Annotated in this window: 18 protein-coding genes; 12 read left to right on the top strand and 6 right to left on the bottom strand. The window is 64.6% G+C overall.

Annotation, left to right across the window (positions count from 1 at the left end; genetic code table 11):
• Window positions 1–101: 101 nt before the first annotated feature.
• The 6 genes from ACF8LI_RS13645 to ACF8LI_RS13620 all read right to left on the bottom strand — a co-directional run bounded on the left by ACF8LI_RS13645 (window position 102) and on the right by ACF8LI_RS13620 (window position 5,003).
• Window positions 102–887 (bottom strand): peptidylprolyl isomerase, encoded by a 786-nt coding sequence (locus ACF8LI_RS13645; protein WP_016446742.1) that lies wholly within the window; start codon window positions 885–887, stop codon window positions 102–104.
• Window positions 888–968: 81 nt separating this feature from the next.
• Window positions 969–1,250 carry a BolA family transcriptional regulator gene (locus tag ACF8LI_RS13640; RefSeq protein ID WP_013802780.1) on the bottom strand — a complete coding sequence of 94 codons (282 nt, stop codon included), beginning with the start codon at window positions 1,248–1,250 and terminating at the stop codon, window positions 969–971.
• Window positions 1,247–1,846: a septation protein A gene (locus ACF8LI_RS13635; protein ID WP_017406454.1), complete on the bottom strand. Its 600-nt coding sequence runs from the start codon at window positions 1,844–1,846 to the stop codon at window positions 1,247–1,249. Before ACF8LI_RS13635 ends, ACF8LI_RS13640 begins: the two co-directional genes overlap by 4 nt.
• 128 nt (window positions 1,847–1,974) lie before the next feature.
• Window positions 1,975–2,388: a peptide-methionine (R)-S-oxide reductase MsrB gene (gene msrB / locus ACF8LI_RS13630; RefSeq protein ID WP_016446744.1), complete on the bottom strand. Its 414-nt coding sequence runs from the start codon at window positions 2,386–2,388 to the stop codon at window positions 1,975–1,977.
• Entirely contained in the window at window positions 2,385–3,917 is a 1,533-nt protein-coding gene (locus ACF8LI_RS13625; RefSeq protein WP_016446745.1) for a YdiU family protein, read from the bottom strand. Before ACF8LI_RS13625 ends, msrB begins: the two co-directional genes overlap by 4 nt.
• A 69-nt stretch (window positions 3,918–3,986) precedes the next feature.
• Window positions 3,987–5,003 (bottom strand): AraC family transcriptional regulator, encoded by a 1,017-nt coding sequence (locus ACF8LI_RS13620; RefSeq protein ID WP_012205141.1) that lies wholly within the window; start codon window positions 5,001–5,003, stop codon window positions 3,987–3,989.
• Window positions 5,004–5,193: 190 nt separating this feature from the next.
• On the opposite strand from ACF8LI_RS13620, the gene ACF8LI_RS13615 reads away from it, so the two are divergent.
• From ACF8LI_RS13615 to ACF8LI_RS13560, 12 genes are all read left to right on the top strand, one after another.
• A complete protein-coding gene (locus ACF8LI_RS13615) occupies window positions 5,194–6,906 on the top strand; it encodes a carboxylesterase/lipase family protein (protein ID WP_392413065.1) in 1,713 nt (570 codons plus the stop codon).
• 102 nt (window positions 6,907–7,008) lie between these two features.
• The gene (locus tag ACF8LI_RS13610; RefSeq protein WP_392413063.1) at window positions 7,009–8,844 is read left to right on the top strand and encodes a CocE/NonD family hydrolase; all 1,836 of its coding nucleotides are present in this window, start codon (window positions 7,009–7,011) and stop codon (window positions 8,842–8,844) included.
• 111 nt (window positions 8,845–8,955) lie between these two features.
• The gene (locus ACF8LI_RS13605) at window positions 8,956–10,593 is read left to right on the top strand and encodes a 3-(methylthio)propionyl-CoA ligase (RefSeq protein WP_016446749.1); all 1,638 of its coding nucleotides are present in this window, start codon (window positions 8,956–8,958) and stop codon (window positions 10,591–10,593) included.
• Window positions 10,594–10,763: 170 nt separating this feature from the next.
• Window positions 10,764–11,999 (top strand): branched-chain amino acid ABC transporter substrate-binding protein, encoded by a 1,236-nt coding sequence (locus tag ACF8LI_RS13600; protein WP_016452910.1) that lies wholly within the window; start codon window positions 10,764–10,766, stop codon window positions 11,997–11,999.
• Window positions 12,000–12,240: 241 nt separating this feature from the next.
• Window positions 12,241–13,476, top strand: coding sequence for a branched-chain amino acid ABC transporter substrate-binding protein (locus ACF8LI_RS13595; RefSeq protein WP_074922819.1), 1,236 nt, complete (start codon window positions 12,241–12,243; stop codon window positions 13,474–13,476).
• A 52-nt stretch (window positions 13,477–13,528) separates the two neighbouring features.
• Window positions 13,529–14,482: a branched-chain amino acid ABC transporter permease gene (locus ACF8LI_RS13590; RefSeq protein WP_017405244.1), complete on the top strand. Its 954-nt coding sequence runs from the start codon at window positions 13,529–13,531 to the stop codon at window positions 14,480–14,482.
• Between the two features lie 4 nt (window positions 14,483–14,486).
• Entirely contained in the window at window positions 14,487–15,851 is a 1,365-nt protein-coding gene (locus tag ACF8LI_RS13585) for a branched-chain amino acid ABC transporter permease (protein ID WP_392413061.1), read from the top strand.
• A 3-nt stretch (window positions 15,852–15,854) separates the two neighbouring features.
• Complete coding sequence (locus ACF8LI_RS13580; protein WP_013802770.1) at window positions 15,855–16,682, top strand: ABC transporter ATP-binding protein; 828 nt, start codon at window positions 15,855–15,857, stop codon at window positions 16,680–16,682.
• Between the two features lie 10 nt (window positions 16,683–16,692).
• On the top strand, window positions 16,693–17,388 hold the full coding sequence (locus ACF8LI_RS13575; protein WP_313281368.1) for an ABC transporter ATP-binding protein: 696 nt from the start codon (window positions 16,693–16,695) through the stop codon (window positions 17,386–17,388).
• 99 nt (window positions 17,389–17,487) lie between these two features.
• Window positions 17,488–17,916, top strand: a complete 429-nt coding sequence (locus tag ACF8LI_RS13570; RefSeq protein WP_043790375.1) for an SPASM domain-containing protein — start codon at window positions 17,488–17,490, stop codon at window positions 17,914–17,916.
• Window positions 17,909–19,054 carry a radical SAM protein gene (locus ACF8LI_RS13565; protein ID WP_392413059.1) on the top strand — a complete coding sequence of 382 codons (1,146 nt, stop codon included), beginning with the start codon at window positions 17,909–17,911 and terminating at the stop codon, window positions 19,052–19,054. The genes ACF8LI_RS13570 and ACF8LI_RS13565 overlap by 8 nt, the downstream gene beginning before the upstream one ends.
• Before the next feature lie 169 nt (window positions 19,055–19,223).
• Window positions 19,224–21,335: a 3-hydroxyacyl-CoA dehydrogenase NAD-binding domain-containing protein gene (locus tag ACF8LI_RS13560; protein ID WP_392413058.1), complete on the top strand. Its 2,112-nt coding sequence runs from the start codon at window positions 19,224–19,226 to the stop codon at window positions 21,333–21,335.
• The last annotated feature ends 54 nt before the right edge of the window (window positions 21,336–21,389 follow it).

The raw sequence follows: 21,389 nt of genomic DNA, 5'->3' as shown, positions 1-21,389 counted from the left end.
TTTTCTTTGGCGGCCACCTTGCCTGGGGCAAAAAAAGAGCCCGCACAAGGCGGGCTGGTGATGGTCAGGCCGACGGCAAAAACCGCCGACACGCAAGCATCTTACTGGATCTTGGCCTTTTCGCGCAGCGATTCCTGGAATTGCGCCAGCTTTTGCTGTTGCAGCTGCTGCACGATCTGGGGCTTGACTTCCTCGAACTTGGGCAGTTCGGCCTGGCGCACGTCGTCCTGGCGGATGATGTGGTAGCCGAACTGGCTCTTGACCGGCTCCTGGGTCATGCCGCCCTTTTCGAGCTTGATCAGGGCTTCGGAGAACTCGGGCACGTAGTTGCCGGGGTTGGCCCAGTCGAGGTCACCGCCACGGGCGCCGGATCCGGGGTCCTTGGACTCCTTCTTGGCGATGTCTTCGAACTTCTTGCCGGCCTTGATCTCGGCAATGATGGCCTTGGCGCGGTCTTCCGACTCGACCAGGATGTGGCTGGCCTTGTATTCCTTGCCGCTGTTGGCAGCGACGGCCTTGTCGTACTCGGCCTTGGCTTCGGCGTCGGTCACGGGGTTCTTCTTCTGGAAGTCTTCGAACAGCGAGCGGATCAGGATGGTCTGGCGGGCCAGTTCCATCTGCTGCTTGTAGGCTTCGCTGTTGGCCAGGCCGCGCTTGTTGGCTTCCTGCATGAAGATCTCGCGGGCGATGACTTCTTCCTTGATCTGCCCTTCCATCTCGGGCGTGACGGGGCGGCCGCTTTGCTCGATCTGCTGCTTGAGCACTTCGGCGCGTGCCTTGGGCACAGCCTTGCCGTTGACGACGGCGATGTTCTGGGCCGAGGCGGACAGGGCTGCGGTGCTCAGCACGGCGGCAGTCACCAGGCTGGTCAGAAGCTGTTTTTTCATGCGAATTCCAGAGATGAAGGAAAAATTGATTCTATAGCGTGGATACGCAACAGGCTCCGAATCTTCGGAGCCTGTAAAAGTTCAAAGAACCTCGATGGCGATGGCGTGAGCGCCCTGGTCAATGAATTCTTGCAGCGCATCATACACAAGGCGGTGGCGTGCCACGCGCGGCTTGCCTTGAAACAAAGGTGACGCAATGCGCACGCGGAAATGCGTGCCGAAGCCGGTGCCGTTGGCTCCCACATGGCCGGCGTGCTGGTGGCTTTCGTCGATCACTTCCAGGTGATCGGGGGCGAGGCGCTCGCGCAGCACGGCCTGCATGGCTTCGGCGGTGATGGGCAGTGGATGGGCGGGTGCGCTCATGGCTGCTTGTCCTGTTGCACGCCGGACGGGGGCAGGGCGTCGGGCGTGGCGGCGGCTGCCTCGCCCTTGTCTTCCTGCATGAAGCGGCTCATGTAGATGGCCTGTCCGATCACGAAGACCAGCATCAGCCCCATGCCGCCGAACAGCTTGAAGTTGACCCAGGTGTCGGTGTCGAAGCGGTAGGCGATGACCAGGTTGAGCGCGCCCATCACCGCGAAGAAGGCTGCCCAGCTCCAGTTCATGGTGCGCCAGGCGTTGTCCGGCAGTTGCAGTTGCGCGCCCATGACGGAGCGCAGCAGGTTCTTGCGAAATACCAGCTGGCCAATCACCAGGGCGCCGCCCATGAGCCAGTACAGCACCGTGGGCTTCCACTTGATGAAGGTGTCGTTGTGGGCGAGCAAGGTGGCGCCGCCGAACAGCACGATCACGCCCAGGCTGACCCATTGCATGGGCTCGACCTTGCCATGGCGCACGCGCAGGTAGGCGATCTGCGCGATGGTGGCGACGATGGCCACGGCCGTGGCCGTGTAGATGCCCCAGACCTTGAAGGCGACGAAGAACAGGATGATGGGGAAAAAGTCGATCAGTAACTTCATTGGAAGATTTCGATGGGCTTGGAGTCAGGCATGGTGCCTGAGCGCTTGGCAGGCGCATTGTGGCGCAGCCGGCGCGGCCCGGCATCGGTGCAGGGCCGCGCCGGCTGGGGTTTTTGCGGGCCTGGGGCCTAGGCCTTGGGCGGCTCGAATTCCAGCGACGCGGAATTCATGCAGTAGCGCAGCCCTGTGTCGGAGGGACCATCGGGGAATACATGGCCGAGGTGGGCGCCGCACTGGCTGCAGACGGTCTCGGTGCGCACCATGCCATGGCTGCGGTCCACGATTTCGGTGATGGCGCCTGGGATGGCGCGGTCGAAGCTGGGCCAGCCGCAGCCGGCGTCGAACTTGGTATCGGAGTCGAACAGCTTGGCGCCGCAGCAGATGCAGTGGTAGCTGCCATCGGCCCAGAACTGCTCATAGCGGCCTGTGAAGGGGCGCTCGGTGGCCGCGTGGCGCGTCACCTGGAAGGCGGCGGGCTCGGCGCCCTTGGCCTGCAGCTCGGCCTGCCATTCCTGCTCGGTCTTGTGGATGGGAAAGCTCATGATGAACAGCTGATCTCGATGGAGGAAGCCCAGTCGGGCGGGAAGCCTGCCCATTCGGCATGCTCGGCGTGGGGTGCGAACGGGGTCTGCAGCACGGCCAGCAGCTGGCGCACTGCGGTGAAGTCGCCCGCCTTGGCTGCGCGGATGGTGATTTCTCCCAGGTGGTTGCGCAGCACGAAGCGCGGATTCGATTCTTGCATCAGCGCGGCCGCTGCCGTGCCATCCACGGTCGCAAGCTGCCGTACGTAGCCTGCCGCCCAGGCGTCGAAGGCGGGCCGGTCCAGCACCAGGTCGCGCACGGGCTCCAGGTCGGGCTCGGTGCCGCCGGCTGTGGCCACGGCATCGGTCAGGCGGCTGAAGAAGATGGTGTAGTCCACGGCGTTGTCGGCCATGAGCTGCAGCAGCGGGTTCACCAGGGCGGCAAAGCGCGCCTCGGCAGGCGGCGTGCCGGGAGCATCTTCGGGCAAGCCCAGCTTGCGCAGCATGAGAGAGCCATAGGCCTGCGGAAACACCTGCTTGTACGACTCCAGCGCCGCAATGGTCAGCTCCTCTTCGCCGATCAGCGGCAGCAGGGCCTGGCCCAGGCAGTAGAGGTTCCAGTACGCGACCTGGGGCTGGCGGTTGAAGGCGTAGCGGCCCTGGGTGTCGCTGTGGTTGCAGATGTGGCCGGGGTCGAAGGCATCGAGGAACTGGAAGGGACCGTAGTCGATGGTCAGGCCCAGGATGCTCATGTTGTCGGTGTTCATCACGCCATGGCAAAAGCCCACGGCCTGCCAGTGCGCCAGCAGCCGCGCCGTGCGCTCGCTCACGGCCTGCAGGAAGTTGGCGTAGGCGTTGCCGGCCAGTGCCTCGGCCGTGCGGCATTCGGGGTAGTAGCGGTCGATCACGTAGTCGGCCAGCTGGCGCAGCGGCGCCATCTGGTCGCGCGCCGCAAAGTGCTCGAAGTGGCCAAAGCGTATGAAGCTGGGCGCCACGCGCGCCACCACGGCGGCGGTCTCGATCTCTTCGCGGCGAATGGGGGCGGGCGATCCGGTCACGCTCAGCGCGCGCGTGGTGGGAATGCCCAGGGCGTGCATGGCTTCGCTGCACAGGAATTCACGGATGGACGAACGCAGCACGGCGCGTCCGTCGCCCATGCGCGAGTAGGGCGTGCGGCCCGCGCCCTTGAGCTGGATTTCCTGGCCCGAGGCGGTCTCGCCCAGCAAGATGGCACGGCCGTCGCCGAGCTGGCCGGCCCAGACACCGAACTGGTGGCCGCTGTAGACGCTGGCCAGCGGATGGCTGCCGGGCAGCACGGCATTGCCGGTGAGCGCCTGCAGGGCCTCATCGCAGGCCAGCCATTGCGGGTCCAGGCCCAGCAGCTCGGCGGTGCCGGTGCTGGTGGCGATCCAGTGCGGCTCGGGCAGCGGCGTGGGGCGCAGATGGGTGAAGAAGTCGGGGCCCAGGGCGGCAAAGCCATCCTGCCAGGAGATGGGAAGGCGCGGGGAGGTCGCCGGAGCCCGGCCTTCGGCGGCAGCGTGCAGGTTCATGCGGGAATTGTCCCCCAGCCCCTATGCCCCGTGGGGCGCAAGGTTCATGCGCGCATTCACCCCATGCATTCACGCACGCAGTTGCTGCCGGTACTGGCCCGGCGGCATGCCGAACCAGCGGCGGCAGGCGCGAAAGAGGTTGCTCTGGTCCACAAAGCCCAGCAGGTCGGCCACCTCGGCCAGGCTGCGGCGCGGCTCGCCCAGGTACTGCAGGGCCAGCTCGCGCCGGGTTTCGTCCAGCAGTTGCTGGTAGCTGGTGTCTTCGGCCTGCAGGCGGCGCTGCAAGGTGCGGTCGGTCAGGCCCAGCAGGCTGGCCACGTCTTCGCGGCGCGGCTCGCCCTGGGGCAGCAGGCGCGCAATCTCGTGGCGCACGCGCGCGCCCACGCCGGCCTGGCCCAGGTGGTCGAGTTCGGTTTCGACCAGCTTTTCGTGCAGTGCCAGCAGTTCGGGGTTGTGCGTGGGAATGGGGGCGAGCAGGTCGGCCTCGGACAGCAGGAAGCGGTTCGCGTCCTCGCCGAAGCGCGGCAGCAGTCCGAAGGCCGCGCGGTAGGCGGCCTCGTGCGAGGGGGCGGGCGCCTCGGCCATGAATTCCACGGCCAGCGGCCGGACATCGCGCCGCGTCAGCCAGTTGCACAGCACCAGCAGCGTGAGCACGGCGAACTCCACGCGCTGGCGCGGCACGGGCCGTGTGGCGCCGATGTGATGTATGGACAGCCAGTAGCCGCGCGCATCGCGCTCCAGCGTGAAGGACGTTGCGTCCGAGATCACGGCCATGTGGCGTTCCAGGTCGCGGAAGCCGGCCAGCAGGTGCGGGCCCGAAGCCAGCGAGTAGCCGACCAGATCGATGTTGCCGTGGCGCGCGGCCAGTTGCCGGTCCAGCCCCAGCGTGGGATTGGCGGACTGGGCCACGGCCAGCTCCCAGAGCCGGCTCACGCGGTCCACATCGGTACGGGCCTGCGAATGCTGCAGTGCGGCAAGGTCGATATCGGCTGCGGCGCACAGGCTTTGCGGGGCCAGCCCTTCGGTGGCCATCATGTCCAGGATGCCGCGCACCCAGGCGGCGGAGCTGCTGCGCTGCGTTGTCATGACCGGGTTTTCCTGGGCCATTCGGGGCGCTGTTTGCGTTCTGAAGTCACTGTTTTGGCGTGGTTGCGATAGCGGCGTTTTGCCGCGCTGTTCCTAGAATTTTTGCAGCGCGGCGAACGACTGCGCAGTGTGACCCATGGGCCCGGCGCGGCCCATACGGGAAACCCCAAAAACCATTCAGGAGACAAGCATGCGCACAGGACAGCGGTGGATGGCCGGCGGCATACGCCTGGCCGTGGCTTCAATGGCTTTGTGGCTCGCGGCCTGCGGCGGCTCGGGCGGCGGCGGCCCCGAGCTGCGCGAGACGGCCTACGGCCCCTTGCGCGGCGTGGACGACGGCGCCGCCACGGGCACCTATTACTGGAAGGGCGTGCCCTTTGCCCAGGCGCCCGTGGGCGCGCTGCGCTGGCAGCCGCCGGCCGAGCCCAAGGCCTGGGAGGGCGTGCGCGAGGCGCGCCAGTTCGGCAATGCCTGCCTGCAGATCGGGCGCATGTACGGCCCGGGCGCCAACAACCGCTTCGACGACACCATTGCCTCCACCCTGGGCCAGCCCGTGGGCAGCGAGGACTGCCTGACGCTCAACATCTGGCGCCCGGCCAGCGGCGCCGAGAAGCTGCCGGTGCTGGTGTTCATCCATGGCGGCAGCGCCATCTCGGGCTATACGGCCGATCCGCTGTATGACGGCGCGGCCCTGGCACGCGCTGCCAATGCCGTGGTGGTGACGGCCAACTACCGGCTGGACATCCTGGGCTACATGCACATGCCGCAGATGCAGGCCGGCGCGCCGGCCACGGGCAACTTCGCGCTGCTGGACAACCTGCAGGCGCTGCGCTTTGTGCAGCGCAATATCGCGGGCTTTGGCGGCGATCCGGGCAATGTCACGCTCATGGGCCAGTCGGCGGGGGCCACCAATGTGCTGGCGCTGCTGGCGGCCGAGTCGGCGCGCGGCCTGTTCCACAGGCTGGTGCCCATCAGCGGCGGGCTGTCGCTGCCGTCCAACCTGCCGGCCGGCGTGCTGGCCACGCTCAAGCCGGCTTCGGCCTACGCCACCCAGTCCGCGCTGCTGCTGGCCCATCTGATGGTGGCCGATGGGATGGCTGCCGATGTGGCGGCTGCGGCCACGGTGGCTGCCGGCTGGACACCGGCGCAGATTGCGGCCTACCTGCGCGGCAAGGATGCGCGCGTGCTGCTGCAGACCCTGGTGGCCAAGGGCCTGACGGGCGCGGGGCCGATTCCCGACGGCCTGCTGCTGCCCACCGACCCCATGGCCGCTCTGGCTGCGGGCCAATACAACCGCATGCCTGTGATGGCCGGCTACACGGCCGAGGAAGGCAAGCTGTTCGCACCCCTGCTGGCGGCGCTGGGCGGCAAGCCGGGCTTCAGGATCGATGATGCGGCGCGCTTTCGCATGATGCAGTCCTTCGACGCGCAGTCGCCCAACGCGCCGGGCCTGGCCGACATCATCGATGCCGCCTACCTGCCCGTCGATACGCCGGTCACCGGCTACAACGCCCGCATGGCGCAGCTGACCCATCTGTTCGCCGATCCCAGCCGCGACCAGTTGCTCAATACGCTGCGCACCCGGCAGGCCGAGGTCTGGAGCTACCGCTTCGACTGGGCGCGCCAGCCCGCGCCCTGGAACACGGTCTACGGTGCGGCCCATGCGTTCGATCTGCCGTTTCTCTTCGGCAACTTCGGGCCATCCGTGTTCTCCCGCGTGACCAACAGCACGGCCAATGCACCGGGGCGGCTGGCGCTGTCGAACGCCATGATGGCCAGCCTCAAGGCCTTCATGCAGACGGGCGACCCGCAGAACGCGGCCCTGGGCCAGACATGGAAGCCCTGGCCGTCAAGCCTGATCTTCGACGCCGAGCCGGGCGCGACCAGCATCCGGCTGCAGTGAGAGAGCCTATGAGCGAGTAGATGAGCGAGCAGATGAGCGAGCAGGGGCTTGCCGCGGCAAGCCCCGAGAGATAGCCAACAACAACGAAGGAGACAGGTACCCATGACAGCCAAGACCGTTTTCACACAGGCCTGGCGCTGGCCGCTGGCGGGGGCCATTGCCGCCGCCGCCGTGGGCCTGGCCGCCTGCGGAGGGGGATCGTCGGGCATGCCCGCGCCCATGGGGCCGGGCCAGCAATCGGGCTACATCACCCTGCCGGACGGCAACAGGATGCGCTATTCGCTGCTGCTGCCCGAGGGACAGGGTCCGTTCCCGCTGCTGGTCGAGTACGACGGCTATATCTCGGGCTCGTACCCCAACATCAGCAGTCCCTGGACCAAGGAAGGCTATGCGGTCATGGGGCTGAACGTGCCGGGCACGGGCTGCTCCACGGGGGATGACAAGGTGTTTGACGCCAGCGTAGGTGCGGCCGGAGCCTTCGCCATCGAGTGGGCCGGGCGGCAGGCCTGGTCCAACGGCCGCATCGGCATGATCGGCTACTCGTACTCGGGCTACAACCAGCTGTGGGTGGCGGCGCACCGGCCCAAGGGGCTGCTGGCGATCACGCCCAGCAAGAATGTGGGCGATCCCTACCGCGACGTGGGCTATCCGGGCGGCATTGCCAACATCGGTTTTCCGGCGCAGTGGTGGAACGGCTTCCCGCGCATCTGGCGCACGGCCGCCGACCTGGCGGTGAAGAACGGCGGCGACACGGAATGCGCCAAGACGGTGGCCGACAACATCGAGAAGATCAAGCGGCCCGAGCTGGACCTGATCAAGTGGCTGGACAACCCCTATGCCGATGGCCTGTACCTGGAGCGCAGCGCCATGCTGCAAAGCGGCAAGATCAATATCCCCACGCTGGGCACGCAGTCCTGGCAGGACGAGCAGATCGGCCCGCGCTCGGGCTACTACGAGGACACCATTGCGCCCGACAGGATGTGGCTGGTCAGCTCCAACGGCGACCACCACACGAACATCACCTCGGACCATATCGACCAGACGCTGAAGCACTTCCTGGCGCGCTTCGTCAAGGGCGAGGACAACGGCTTCGACAAGGAGCCGCGCGTGCGCCTGCTGCAGGAGATGCAGACCACGGACGCCAAGGCCCCCAATGGCGGCGCCAAGCTCATGCCCACGGGCGAGGCACGGTTTGACCGGCTGCCTGTCCAGGTCAAGCCCCTGCGCCTGTGGATGCAGCCGGGCCAGGCGCTGGGCGACAGTGCACCCACCTCAGGCACGGCTTCGTCCAGCTACCGCTATCCGGCCCTGAGTCCGCAGGTGAACAACCCGGCGGCCGAAGGCTGGCCCGCCGTGCCCGCGTCGGAAAAGGATGGCCAACTGGTCTTCACCACGGCAGCCCTGCCGCAGGACCTGAGTTTTTATGGCGAAGGCTCGGCCGACCTGTGGCTCAGCGCCACGGCAGCCAACACCGACATCCAGGTCACCGTGTCCGAGGTGCGGCCGGACGGGCAGGAGATGTTCGTGCAGCGTGGCTGGCTGCGTGCGTCCAAGCGTGCCCTGGACACGGCGCGCTCCACGACGCTGAGGCCGTGGGGCGCGTTCACGCGGGACAAGGACGTGCCCATGGTGTCGGGCAAGCCCGAACTGCTGCGCGTAGAGATCCAGAAATTCGCGCATGTGTTCCGCGCCGGCTCAAGCATTCGCGTGACAGTGGATTCGCCATCGCAGACCGGATACTGGATCTTCGGCAACGACAAGACGCCGTCCTCGAACACGCTGTGGCATGACGCGGCGCATGCCTCCAGCATCGTCCTAGGGTATATCCCATACGAGCATGCGAAGACGCTGCCGAGTTGCGACAAGACAATGCGTCAACCATGCCGGAAAAACGATGCGCCTGTCCCTGCGGGGATCGGACCCAGGGCGCCGGCCTGAGCCACCCTCCATGCGGGCAGCGGCATCGCGCACCAGGGCCTTGGCCTTGCGCGAATCCGCGGTCCGCAGTTCACGACGTTCACGAAGTTCAATCACCTTAGGAGCCTATAGATGCTGGGTCTGATGCAAAGCCAACCACTGTTGATCTCGTCGCTGATCGATTTCGCCGACCGCCACCATGGCGATGCGCAGATCGTCTCGCGCAGGGTGGAGGGCGATATCCATCGCTATACGTACCGCGACCTGGCACGGCGCTCGCGCCAGCTGGCGAACACGCTGGACGGCCTGGGCCTGCAGCCTGGCGACCGCGTGGCGTCGCTGGCCTGGAACGGCTACCGCCACATGGAGATGTACTTCGGCGTCAGCGGCTCGGGCCGCGTGCTGCACACGGTCAATCCTCGCCTGCACCCCGACCAGGTGGCGTGGATCATCAACCACGCGGAAGACCGCGTCATGTGCTTTGACCTGACCTTCCTGCCCATCATCCAGGCCGTGCATGCCAAGTGCCCCACGGTGCGCCAGTGGGTGGCGCTGTGCGATGCGGACCGCCTGCCTGCCGACAGCGGCGTTCCGGGCCTGGTCAGCTACGAGGCCTGGATTGCCGGCCAGTCCGACCAGTACCAGTGGCCCGAATTCGACGAGAACACGGCCTCCAGCATGTGCTACACCAGCGGCACCACGGGCAACCCGAAGGCGGTGCTCTACAGCCACCGTTCCACCACGCTGCACGCCTACGCGGCCGCGCTGCCCGATGTGATGTGCATATCGGCGCGCGACTCGGTGCTGCCCGTCGTGCCCATGTTCCATGTCAACGCCTGGGGCATTCCCTACTCGGCCGCGCTCACGGGCTGCAAGCTGGTGTTCCCCGGCCCGGCGCTGGACGGCAAGTCGCTGTACGAGCTGATCGAGGCCGAGGGCGTCACCTACGCGGCCGGCGTGCCCACGGTCTGGCAGATGCTGCTGGGCCACATCAGGCCGGGCGGCCTGCGGTTTTCCACGCTCAAGCGCACGGTCATCGGCGGCTCGGCCTGCCCGCCGGCCATGATCACGGCCTTCCAGGACGAGTTTGGCGTGGAGGTGCTGCATGCCTGGGGCATGACCGAGATGAGCCCGCTGGGCACGCTGTGCACGCTCAAGAACAAGCAGCTGCAGCTGCCCAAGGACGAGCAGATGAAGATCCTGCAAAAGCAGGGCCGCGCCATCTACGGCGTGGACATGCGCATCGTGGGCAGCGATGGAACGGACCAGCCCTGGGACGGCAAGAGCTACGGCGACCTGCTGGTGCGCGGCCCCTGGATCGTGGACAGCTACTTCAAGGGCGAAAGCCCGCTCATCAAGGACGCGCAGGGCCGCGGCTGGTTCCCCACGGGTGACGTGGCCACCATCGACCCGGACGGCTTCATGCAGATCACCGACCGCAGCAAGGACGTGATCAAGTCCGGCGGCGAATGGATCAGCTCCATCGACATTGAGAACATCGCCATGGCCCATCCGGCCGTGGCCATGGCCGCCTGCATCGGCATGCCGCATCCCAAGTGGGACGAGCGCCCCATCGTCGCCGTGGCGAAGAGGCCCGGTGCCGAGGTCACGCGCGAGGAACTGCTCAAGTTCTACGAGGGCAAGACCGCCAAGTGGCAGATCCCCGACGACGTGGTCTTCGTCGATGCCATTCCGCTGGGCGCCACCGGAAAAATGCTCAAGACCCGGCTGCGCGAGCAACTGGCCGGCTACCGGCTGCCGGGGCTGTGAGCCGCTGCGGGCCAGCCGCCGTGCCAGGGCATGCGGGGGCATGTGCTGATAGGGGCGGCCGGTCCGAGTCTCGTCGGCGATAGCCGCTAGGGGCAATCACCGATCGGTGCGGGGCAAGGGGACCATTACCCTGAGCCTCGCCCAGAAACCACCACAAGAGGAGACGCTTCATGAAGTTTGCGATCAAGGCATTGACGGCATCCCTGGCCCTGGCTTGCGCCACGGGCGCCATGGCCCAGAAGGGCGAGACGGTGAAGGTTGCGTGGATCGACCCGCTGTCCGGCCTCATGGCCGCGCTGGGTTCTAACCAGCTCAAGAGCCTGCAGTACATCGCCGAGGAGCTCAACAAGGGCACGGCCTCGGGCGTGAAGTTCGAGATCATCGGCATCGACAACAAGCTCAGCCCGCAGGAAACCACGGCGGCCCTGCGCTCGGCCATGGACCAGGGCGTGCGCTACGTCTTCCAGGGCAATGGCTCGGGCCCGGCCCTGGCCATCATGGACGCACTGGAAAAGCACAACGCGCGCAACAAGGGCAAGGAAGTCGTCTACCTGAACTATGCGGCGGTGGACCCGGACCTGACCAACAGCAAGTGCAGCTACTGGCACTTCCGCCTGGATGCGGACACCTCCATGAAGATGGAGGCCCTGACCACGTACATGAAGGACGTGCCCGAGGTCAAGAAGGTCTACCTGATCAACCAGAACTACTCGCATGGCCAGCAGGTCTCCAAGTACGCCAAGGAGATGCTCAAGCGCAAGCGCCCCGATGTGGAGATCGTGGGCGACGACTTCTCGCCGCTGGCCCAGGTGCGCGACTTCGCGCCCTACATCGCCAAGATCAAGCAATCGGGCGCCGACTCGGTGATCACGGGCAACTGGGGCTCGGATCTGGCGCTGCTGATCAAGGCCGCCAGCGACGCTGGCCTGAACAACGTCAAGTTCTATACCTACTACGCCATTGCCACGGGCGCGCCCACGGCCATGGGCGCGGCCGCCGCCGACAAGGTCTACATGGTGGGCTACGGCCACCTGAACCTGCCCGGCCCGCTGGACCGCATCACCAAGGGCTACAAGGCCAAGTTCAACGACGACATGTACACGGGCTCGCTGTACTCGGGCCTGACCATGCTGGACCAGGCCTTCCTGCGCGCCAAGACCACGGACCCGGCCAAGGTGGCGGCCACCATGGAGGGCATGAAGTTCAACAGCCTCAACGGCGAAGTCGAGATGCGCAAGACCGACCACCAGCTGCAGCAGGGCCTGTTCATCTCGCGCTGGGAAAAGGCCGGCGGCAAGTACCCGATGGACTCGGAGAACACCGGCTACACCTTTGTGCCCGTGAAATATTACGAGCCCTATGTGGCCAGTACCCCCACCTCATGCCAGATGAAGCGTCCTTCATGACGCCCAGGCAGGCAGGCTGACTTCGCAAGGGGCGCGAGGCGCCCCTTTCTTTTGCCTGAAATCGGTCAAAACACGGGTTCATGGGCTGATCGATGGCGATCTGTCGCCAATGTGTCCCGGACTGCGGCGAAGTCGCATGCGCGATAGTTTCTAAGGCATTCCCCGAAGGGAAATTGTCATTCAGGCGTTAGTCTGGCGCCAATACAGATATCCGAATCAACCGGAAAAAGGAGACAGAAAAATGAAGTGGATCGTGCATTCGGTGGCCGCCTCGGCCATGCTGGCCTGTGCCTCGGGCGCCTGGGCGCAAAAGGGCGAGACGGTGAAGATCGGCTGGATCGACCCGCTGTCGGGCCTGATGGCCGCCGTGGGCACGAACCAGCTCAAGACCTTCCAGCTGATGGCCGAGGAGTTCAACAAGAAAAATGCCTCGGGCGTGAAGTTCGAGATCATCCCGCTGGACAACAAGCTCAGCCCGCAGGAGACCACGGCCGTGCTGCGCTCGGCCATGGACCAGGGCGCACGCTACGTGGTGCAGGGCAACGGCTCGGGCCCGGCCCTGGCCATCATGGATGCGCTGGAAAAGCACAACGCGCGCAACAAGGGCAAGGAAGTCGTCTACCTCAACTACGCGGCCGTGGACCCGGACCTGACCAACAGCAAGTGCAGCTACTGGCACTTCCGCCTGGATGCGGACACCTCCATGAAGATGGAAGCGCTGACGACCTATATGAAGGACGTGCCGGAGGTCAAGAAGGTCTACCTGATCAACCAGAACTACTCGCACGGCCAGCAGGTCTCCAAGTACGCCAAGGAAATGCTCAAGGCCAAGCGGCCCGACGTGCAGGTGGTGGGCGATGACTTCGCGCCGCTGGCCCAGGTGCGCGACTTCGCACCCTACATCGCCAAGATCAAGCAATCGGGCGCCGATACGGTGATCACGGGCAACTGGGGCTCTGACCTGTCGCTGCTGCTCAAGGCGGCCAACGACGCGGGCCTGAACAACGTCAAGTTCTACACCTACTACGCCTTCGGCTCGGGCTCGCCCACGGCCATGGGCGCGGCCTCCGACGGCAAGGTCTACACCGTGGGCTACGGCCACTACAACATGGGGGGGCCCATCCAGCCGCTGATGGCCGAGTTCAAGAAGAAGATGAACGACGACCTCACGCAAAGCTCGATCTACCACGTGTTCGCGCTGCTGGATGCGGCCTTTGCCAAGACCGGCGGCACTGACCCCGTCAAGGTGGCCGCCGCGCTGGAGGGCATGAAGCTCAAGAGCTTCAACGGCGAAGTGGAGATGCGCAAGACCGACCACCAGCTGCAGCAGGGCCTGTACATCACGCGCTGGGAAAAGGCCGGCGGCAAGAACCCCTATGACGCCGAGAACACGGGCTACACCTTCGCCCCGGTGAAGTACTACGAGCCCTACGTGGCCAGCACGCCCACGTCCTGCCAGATGAAGCGCCCGTCCTGAGACCGGCACGCACCGCCTCCTGTCCCCAACGCACCGAAACCAAGGCCTTTCGATGACGCTTGAGTTCTTCACCATATCGCTGCTCAACGGCGTGAGCTATGGACTGCTGCTGTTCATGCTCAGCTCGGGGCTGACGCTGATCTTCAGCATGATGGGCGTGCTCAACTTCGCCCACACCAGCTTCTACATGCTGGGCGCGTACTTCGGATACACGCTCAGCGGCATCATCGGCTTCTGGGGCGCGCTGTTCGTCGCGCCCCTGCTGGTGGGCGCGCTGGGCGCCATGTTCGAGCGCTACAGCCTGCGCCGCGTGCACAAGTACGGCCATGTGCCAGAACTGCTCGTGACCTTCGGCCTGTCCTACCTCATCCTCGAGGTGGTGCAGCTGGTCTGGGGCCGGGGCACCGTGCCCTACGGCCTGCCGCCCGCGCTGCAGGGCCCGCTGTTCACGCTGTACGGCACGCAGTTCCCGCGCTCGCGCTCCTTCGTGATGCTGGTGGCAATGTTGATGCTCGTGGCCGTCTGGCTGCTGCTGACGCGCACGCGCATCGGCCTGGTCATCCAGGCCGCGCTCAAGAACCCCGAGATGGTGGAGGCGCTGGGCCACAACGTGCCGCGCGTGTTCATGATGGTGTTCGGCGGCGGCTGCGCGCTGGCGGGGCTGGCCGGCGTCATCGGCGGCAACACGTATGTGACCGAGCCGGCCATGGCCATGTCGGTCGGCTCCATCATCTTCGTGGTGGTGGTGGTCGGCGGCATGGGCTCGCTGGCGGGGGCCTTCGTGGCCTCGCTGCTGATCGGCGTCGTGCAGACCTTTGCCGTGGCCATCGACTGGTCGCTGGCCAGCCTGCTGACCTCGCTGGGCAGCCCGGTCGGCGAGCAGACCTTCGGCTGGCCGCTGCTCAAGCTCACCATTTCCCAGGTCGCGCCCATCCTGCCCTACCTGTTCCTGGTGCTGATCCTCATCTTCCGGCCCAAGGGCCTCCTGGGCACGCGGGGAGATTGACACCATGTCCTCGATCACCAAAACGACCATGACATCCACTGCCGCAAAAGGCGTTCCGGGCGCTTCGGGGGCTGCGGGCGCAGGGCGCCACTACAGCTTCCAGCCGCTCAACATCGGCCGCATCCTGATCTGGGGCGCCTTCGCCCTGGCGCTGATCGTCGCGCCGCTGGTGTTCACCAGCAGCCTGGCGCTGACCATGCTCAGCCAGATCGGCTATCTCATCATCATCTGCCTGTCCTACAACATCCTGCTGGGGCAGGGCGGCATGCTGAGCTTCGGCCATGCGGTCTACACGGGGTTGGGCTCGTTCATCGCCATCCATGCGATGAACCGGGCCAGCTCCGGCGACTGGGGCATTCCGCTGGTGCTGATTCCCATCATCGGCGGCCTGGGCGGCATGTTCTTCGCGGCCCTGCTGGGCTATGTGACCACCAAGAAGTCGGGCACCACCTTCGCCATGATCACCATGGGCATCGGCGAGCTGGTGGCGTCCATGGCGCTGATGTTCCCCGAGTTCTTCGGGGGCGAGGGCGGCATCACCACCGACCGCGTCTATGGCAAGCCCTTCTTCGGGCTGACCTTCGGCTCGGGCATGGAGGTGTACTACCTGATCGCCGCCTACTGCTTCATCTGCACGGCCGCCATGTTCGCCTTCACGGGCACGCCGCTGGGGCGCATGCTCAACGCCGTGCGCGACAACCCCGAGCGCGTGGAGTTCGTGGGCTACAACACGCAGCGCGTGCGCTACTTCTCCTTCATCATCGCGGGCTTCTTCGCAGGCGTGGGCGGGGGACTTGCGGCCATCAACTTCGAGATCATCACGGCCATGGACAGCGTGAGCGTGATGCGCTCGGGCTCGTACCTGCTGTTCACCTTCCTGGGTGGCGCCACCTTCTTCTTCGGACCCATCATCGGCGCCGTGCTGCTGGTGCTGGCCTCGGTGCTGCTGTCGGAGCTGACCAAGGCCTGGCTGCTGTACCTGGGCCTGGTGTTCCTGCTGATGGTGATGTACGCACCGGGCGGCGTTGCCAGCCTGATCATGATGAACCTGCGCGTGGCGCGCTTCGGCAAGTGGCGCCGGCTGGCCCAGCCCTACCTGGCCATCGCGGCCAGCGCCCTGGTCATGATCGTGGGCGGCGCGGCCATCGTCGAGATGATCTACCACCTGCAGCTCAATGCGGCCCTGGGTTCCCAGGTCTCGTTCATGGGCGTGCAGCTCGATACCAGCTCGGCCTCCACCTGGACTCTGGCCGTTGCCGTCTTCGTCGTGGGCCTGGGCCTGCTGGAAGTGGCCCGGCGCTGGTGCCTGCGGCGCTGGGAGCGTATCCAGGAAGAAATCGAAGAAGCCATCAAGCGCGGGGAGGGCTGAGCCATGTCCAGCATTGCAATCGAACGACCAGGCACTGCCGCCGCTGCCGCGACCGGCGAGGCCACCTACGCGCTGGAGCTGCGCGACCTGTACAAGCGCTTCGGCAAGGCCGAGATCATCCGCGGCGCCCAACTGGCCGTGAAGCCCGGCGAGCGCGTGGCCATCATCGGCCCCAACGGCGCGGGCAAGAGCACGCTGTTCAACCTGATCAGCGGCCGCTTCGAGCCCACCAGCGGCCAGGTGCTGCTCAACGGCCAGCGCATCGACGGCAAGAAGCCCTATGAAATCAACCGCATGGGGCTGTCGCGCAGTTTCCAGATCACCAACATCTTTCCCAAGCTCAGCGTGTTCGAGAACCTGCGCTGCAGCGTGCTGTGGAGCCTGGGCTACCGCTACAGCTGCTGGCGCTTCCTGTCCAAGCTGCGCGATGCCAACGCCCGCGCCGATGAGCTGATGGAGATGATCGGCCTGCACAGAAAGCGCGACACGCTGGCGGTGAACCTCACCTATGCCGAACAGCGCGCGCTGGAGATCGGCATCACCATCGGCGGCGGCGCCGGCGTCATCCTGCTGGACGAACCCACGGCCGGCATGAGCAACAGCGAAACGGCCCACTTCATCCAGCTGATCAAGAAGGTCACCGAAGGCAAGACGCTGCTGACCGTGGAGCACGACATGGGCGTGGTCTTCGGCCTGGCCGACAAGATCGCCGTCGTGGTCTACGGCGAAGTCATCGCCTACGACACGCCCGAGGCCGTGCGTGCCAATCCACGCGTGCAGGAGGCCTATCTGGGCTCGTCCGTGGCGGATCAACAAGCTGGTGCACATTGAGGAAGCCCGGATGCTGAACATCAACAACCTGCATGCCTATTACGGCAAAAGCCATGTGCTGCATGGCGTGGATTTCTCGGTGCAGCCCGGCGAGATCGTCGCGCTGCTGGGGCGCAACGGCTCGGGCCGCTCCACCACGGCCAAGGCCATCATGGGCCTGGTGCACTGGGAGGGCGCGCTGGAGTGGAAGGGCCAGAGCCTGACTGGCAGAAAGGCCTACGAGATCGCTCACCTGGGCCTGGGCTACGTGCCCGAGAGCCGCGACGTGTTCCCCAATCTCACCGTGCACCAGAACCTGCTGCTGGGACAGAAGGGAAAGGGCCGGGACAGCCGCTGGGGCTTCGACGACATGTACGCCATGTTCCCGCGCCTGAAGGAGCGCCAGCACACCGAGGCCGGTGTGATGTCGGGCGGCGAGCAGCAGATGCTGACCCTGTGCCGCACGCTGATGGGCGACCCCGACCTGATCATCATCGACGAGCCCACCGAGGGCCTGGCTCCCAAGATCGTCGAGCTGGTGGGCGAGTACCTGCAAAAGATCAAGCAGCGCGGCGTGTCCGTGCTGCTGATCGAGCAAAAGCTCACCATTGCCATGAGCATCTCGGACCGGGCCCTGGTCATGGGTCATGGGCGCATCGTCTTCGACGGCACGCCCGACGGGCTGCGCGCCGACCAGAAGGTGCGCAAGGAGTGGCTGGAGGTTTAAGAAAATCGCCTTGCGCCGGGTCTTCAATTGATGGCTTATGATGGATTTTCTGAAATGACATCCCCATGTCTATCAGGTTAAATTTAAAGAATCGACATCATGCTTTCAATTGAAGACTTGAAAAAGCTGCACGATGAAGCCAAGGCGGTTGCAGTGGATAGATCAACGGCGGAACCGGCTGAATGCATATTCATACACCGGACAGCGGTAATCATGGCCGATGGAGAGGTCGTGACTTGTGCGAACATGTACGCTGAAAATGTGGGCTATCTGAAGAAGGATGTCAATTTTTCTTCGCTATGGAACAACGAGCGCATGCAGTCGGTGCGCGGCACGCTCAATACGGAAGAAGAATGGGAGCAATGCAAGAAATGCTGGTTTCGTGAAATCAGATATGCCGAACAGAGAAATATCTGGGCGAACTTTGGAGGGGAAAGAACACAAGCTTCGCTGGCCAAGAAAGTTGAATATCAACCGATTGCCTGGGATTTCATAAAGGAGCAGGGGGAGAGAAATAAAAGTGAATAAAATCCGACCCCAGCTGAAGAATCTAGGATTGTTCCGTGTCAAAAAAGAGGATTTATACATAGAATTGGCGTTGCGCATCAAAAAGGCTCCCGTCAATCGATATGATTTCAGCAAACTGTATTTTTCAACCGGCATCCTGGGACGTTACAGCGAAGAGCGTGCCATTTGCTTTCGATTGCAAAACGTCCACCAGGTGGAGCGAATACGCGTATTGATTCCCGATGAAGCGCGTGAGGCGGGCTGGGTAAAGTTGCGGCTGGAAGCCTTTGTTCAGGGGCACGGAGAATTCGATGTGGTTTCCGCTGCACTTGTTCCTGAGGATGGAGACGAACTGTCAAGGCAGGCCTATCTGCTGGGGTTGAAGGAGTGGGTTCGCGCCCAGGTGGTGCACAGTGAGTCTCGCCAGCTGGCACAGGTGCCGCATCTGCCAGAGTCCCTGAGTCTTGAACTGACTGCAGCATGCAATCTTCACTGCTCGCATTGCAGCAGCCATGGAGATGAGAATGAGCACCGCATGAACAATCGGCGCCCGGCTTTTTCGCAAGATGTGCTGGAGTCTCTGGCACATGAAGTTTTCCCCTATCTGACGTTGATCAACCTGGTGGGCAGGGGCGAGCCGAGCATGGTGTCCATGCCCCTGTGGAATCGTTTGTTCGAGTTTTGCGAGGCATACAACGTGCTGGTCACCTGCGTAACCAATGGGACATTTGTGAAGCAGCGGTTTGACGAACGAAAGATTCGCTGGGTGGATACGCTCACCTTTTCCATAGACGGGATCACGGACGAGGTTTTTGCCGCCAATCGCACAGGCGCCGATTTGCCTACATTCAAGAAAAATCTGGACTATTACCAAACGCTGCGTCGCGGATCTGATCTGCTTCGCCGGCCACGGCTTGGATTGTCCTGGACACTGAAGCGCAACAATATCCACGAGTTTCCGGATTTCATCCGTTTCGCCATCGAGTCCGAGGCCGACCTGCTGTATGTGCGCCATCTGTTGCTGTTTCGGCCAGAAGATGCGGAGCAGTCTCTGGTTGGCGAACCAGAGTTGTGCAACCACTATCTGTCAATAGGGTATGCCTTGTTGGAGGGGCAGCAAATCAAGCTTGACGTACCTCCGCTGGCCGTTGCGGCCTAGGCCTGCATAGGGAATTTCCGGGTGAGTTAGACCGTGGTGAACAGGCTCCTATACGGCGTCTCGACACAATTTGTCCCGCCCGAGACAAGGGTGGATGGCAAAGGCGGAAGAACTCCCTACAATCAAAATCGCACGATCGTTCTTTTTCTATCGCATAGGGGACAACAGCATGACTGCTGAATACAAAGTGGACGGTGCCATCGCCGTCATCACCTTGAACAATCCGCCGGTCAACGGCCTGGGACTATCCACGCGTCGGGGCATCGTCGAGGGGCTGGACAAAGCGTACGCCGACCCAGCCGTCAAGGCCATCGTCATCACGGGCGCCGGCAAGGCTTTTTCGGGCGGTGCCGATATCAACGAGTTCGGCAAGGAAGAGGCGTATCGCGAGCCGCACCTGGTCTCGCTGATCAACTCCCTGGACCAGGGCAGCAAGCCCGTGGTGGCCGCCATCCATACCGTCTGCATGGGCGGCGGGCTGGAGCTGGCGCTGGGCTGCAACTACCGCGTGGCCGCTCCCGGCACCCTGGTGGCCCTGCCTGAAGTCAAGCTGGGCCTGCTGCCCGGTGCAGGCGGCACGCAGCGCCTGCCGCGCGTGCTGGGCGTGGAGACCGCGCTGAACATGATCGTCAGCGGCGAACCCGTCAAGAGCGAGCTGCTGGCCTCCATCCCCGGCCAGAAGCTGTTCGACAAGATGGCCGCCTCGCCCGAGTCCCTGCTGGACGAGGCCAAGGCCTTTGCGTTGGAAGTGGCCGACAAGCACGCGGCGGGTGCCCAGCTGCCGCGCGTGCGCGACCTGCCTTGCAAGCATCCCCAGGGCGATGCCTACTTCCAGTTCGCACGCAACATGGTCAAGGGCATGGCCAAGAACTACCCGGCCCCGGCCCGCTGCGTGGACACGGTGGAGAACGCCGCGCGCAAGAAGTTCGACGAAGGCATGGCTCTGGAGCGCGAAGCCTTCATGCAACTGATGTGGTCGCCCGAGTCGCGCGCACTGCGCCACCTGTTCATGGCCGAGCGCGCGGCCTCCAAGATCGCCGACGTGCCCTCGGACACGCCAGTGCGCGACATCAAGACCGTGGGCGTCATCGGTGCCGGCACCATGGGCGGCGGCATCTCCATGAACTTCCTGAACGCGGGCATCCCCGTGACCATTCTGGAGACCAAGCAGGAAGCGCTGGACCGTGGCGTGGCCACCATCCGCAAGAACTACGAAGCCCAGGTCAAGAAGGGCAAGCTCACCCAGGAAAAGTACGACCAGCGCATGGCCCTGCTGAGCACCACGCTGTCGTATGACGCGCTCAAGAACGCCGACCTCATCATCGAGGCGGTGTTCGAGGAACTGGGCGTCAAGGAAACCGTGTTCAAGCAGCTGGACGAAGTGGCCAAGCCCGGCGCCATCCTGGCCTCCAACACCTCCACGCTGGACGTGGACAAGATCGCCGCCTTCACCAAGCGCCCGCAGGACGTGGTGGGCATGCACTTCTTCAGCCCCGCCAACGTGATGAAGCTGCTGGAAGTGGTGCGCGGCAAGCACACCGCCAAGGACGTGCTGGCCACCGTGATGAAGCTGGCCAAGAAGATCAAGAAGACCGCCGTGGTCTCGGGCGTGTGCGACGGCTTCATCGGCAACCGCATGATCGAGCAATACTCGCGCCAGGCCGGATTCCTGCTGGACGAAGGCGCCACGCCCGCCCAGGTGGACAAGGCCATCGAGAAGTTCGGCTTCGCCATGGGCCCGTTCCGCATGGGCGATCTGGCCGGCAACGACATCGGCTGGGCCATCCGCAAGCGCCGCGCCGTCGAGCGCGCCGACATGAAGTACAGCCGCACGGCCGACAAGCTGTGCGAGCTGGGCCGCTTCGGCCAGAAGACCGGTGCGGGCTGGTACGACTACCAGGCGGGCAAGCGCGACGCCATCCCGTCCGAGCTGGTCAACCAGATGATCGAGTCGCATCGCAAGGAGCTGGGCATCACCCCGCGCAAGATCTCCGATGAGGAAATCGTCCAGCGCCTGGTCTTCGCCCTGGTCAACGAAGGCGCCCACATCCTGGAAGACGGCATCGCCGGCAAGTCGGGCGATATCGACATGGTCTACCTGACCGGCTACGGCTTTCCCATCTGGCGCGGCGGCCCCATGCACTACGCGGGCGAGGTCGGGCTGTTCAACGTGGTCCAGGCCATGAACCGCTTCGCCAGGAACCCCAACGACGATGCCCAGTTCTGGCAGCCCGCGCCGCTGCTGGCGAAGCTGGCGGCCGAAGGCAAGCAATTCAGCTGAGACGTGCGGCGCACGAACTTTTTGCGAACCACCGCAAACCCGCCATACAAGGAA

The sequence above is a fragment of the Delftia sp. WSY_12 genome (genome assembly GCF_043104645.1).
Taxonomy (GTDB): domain Bacteria; phylum Pseudomonadota; class Gammaproteobacteria; order Burkholderiales; family Burkholderiaceae_C; genus Comamonas; species Comamonas tsuruhatensis.
The sequence above is the reverse complement of the archived record's forward strand: the minus strand, read 5'-3'. Positions and strand labels throughout refer to the sequence as shown.

Coding starts and splice junctions, on each gene's coding strand:
- ACF8LI_RS13645 (WP_016446742.1), bottom strand. CDS start 887: ATGAAAAAACAGCTTCTGACCAGCCTGGTGACTGCCGCCGTGCTGAGC.
- ACF8LI_RS13640 (WP_013802780.1), bottom strand. CDS start 1,250: ATGAGCGCACCCGCCCATCCACTGCCCATCACCGCCGAAGCCATGCAG.
- ACF8LI_RS13635 (WP_017406454.1), bottom strand. CDS start 1,846: ATGAAGTTACTGATCGACTTTTTCCCCATCATCCTGTTCTTCGTCGCC.
- msrB (WP_016446744.1), bottom strand. CDS start 2,388: ATGAGCTTTCCCATCCACAAGACCGAGCAGGAATGGCAGGCCGAGCTG.
- ACF8LI_RS13625 (WP_016446745.1), bottom strand. CDS start 3,917: ATGAACCTGCACGCTGCCGCCGAAGGCCGGGCTCCGGCGACCTCCCCG.
- ACF8LI_RS13620 (WP_012205141.1), bottom strand. CDS start 5,003: ATGACAACGCAGCGCAGCAGCTCCGCCGCCTGGGTGCGCGGCATCCTG.
- ACF8LI_RS13615 (WP_392413065.1), top strand. CDS start 5,194: ATGCGCACAGGACAGCGGTGGATGGCCGGCGGCATACGCCTGGCCGTG.
- ACF8LI_RS13610 (WP_392413063.1), top strand. CDS start 7,009: ATGACAGCCAAGACCGTTTTCACACAGGCCTGGCGCTGGCCGCTGGCG.
- ACF8LI_RS13605 (WP_016446749.1), top strand. CDS start 8,956: ATGCTGGGTCTGATGCAAAGCCAACCACTGTTGATCTCGTCGCTGATC.
- ACF8LI_RS13600 (WP_016452910.1), top strand. CDS start 10,764: ATGAAGTTTGCGATCAAGGCATTGACGGCATCCCTGGCCCTGGCTTGC.
- ACF8LI_RS13595 (WP_074922819.1), top strand. CDS start 12,241: ATGAAGTGGATCGTGCATTCGGTGGCCGCCTCGGCCATGCTGGCCTGT.
- ACF8LI_RS13590 (WP_017405244.1), top strand. CDS start 13,529: ATGACGCTTGAGTTCTTCACCATATCGCTGCTCAACGGCGTGAGCTAT.
- ACF8LI_RS13585 (WP_392413061.1), top strand. CDS start 14,487: ATGTCCTCGATCACCAAAACGACCATGACATCCACTGCCGCAAAAGGC.
- ACF8LI_RS13580 (WP_013802770.1), top strand. CDS start 15,855: ATGTCCAGCATTGCAATCGAACGACCAGGCACTGCCGCCGCTGCCGCG.
- ACF8LI_RS13575 (WP_313281368.1), top strand. CDS start 16,693: ATGCTGAACATCAACAACCTGCATGCCTATTACGGCAAAAGCCATGTG.
- ACF8LI_RS13570 (WP_043790375.1), top strand. CDS start 17,488: ATGCTTTCAATTGAAGACTTGAAAAAGCTGCACGATGAAGCCAAGGCG.
- ACF8LI_RS13560 (WP_392413058.1), top strand. CDS start 19,224: ATGACTGCTGAATACAAAGTGGACGGTGCCATCGCCGTCATCACCTTG.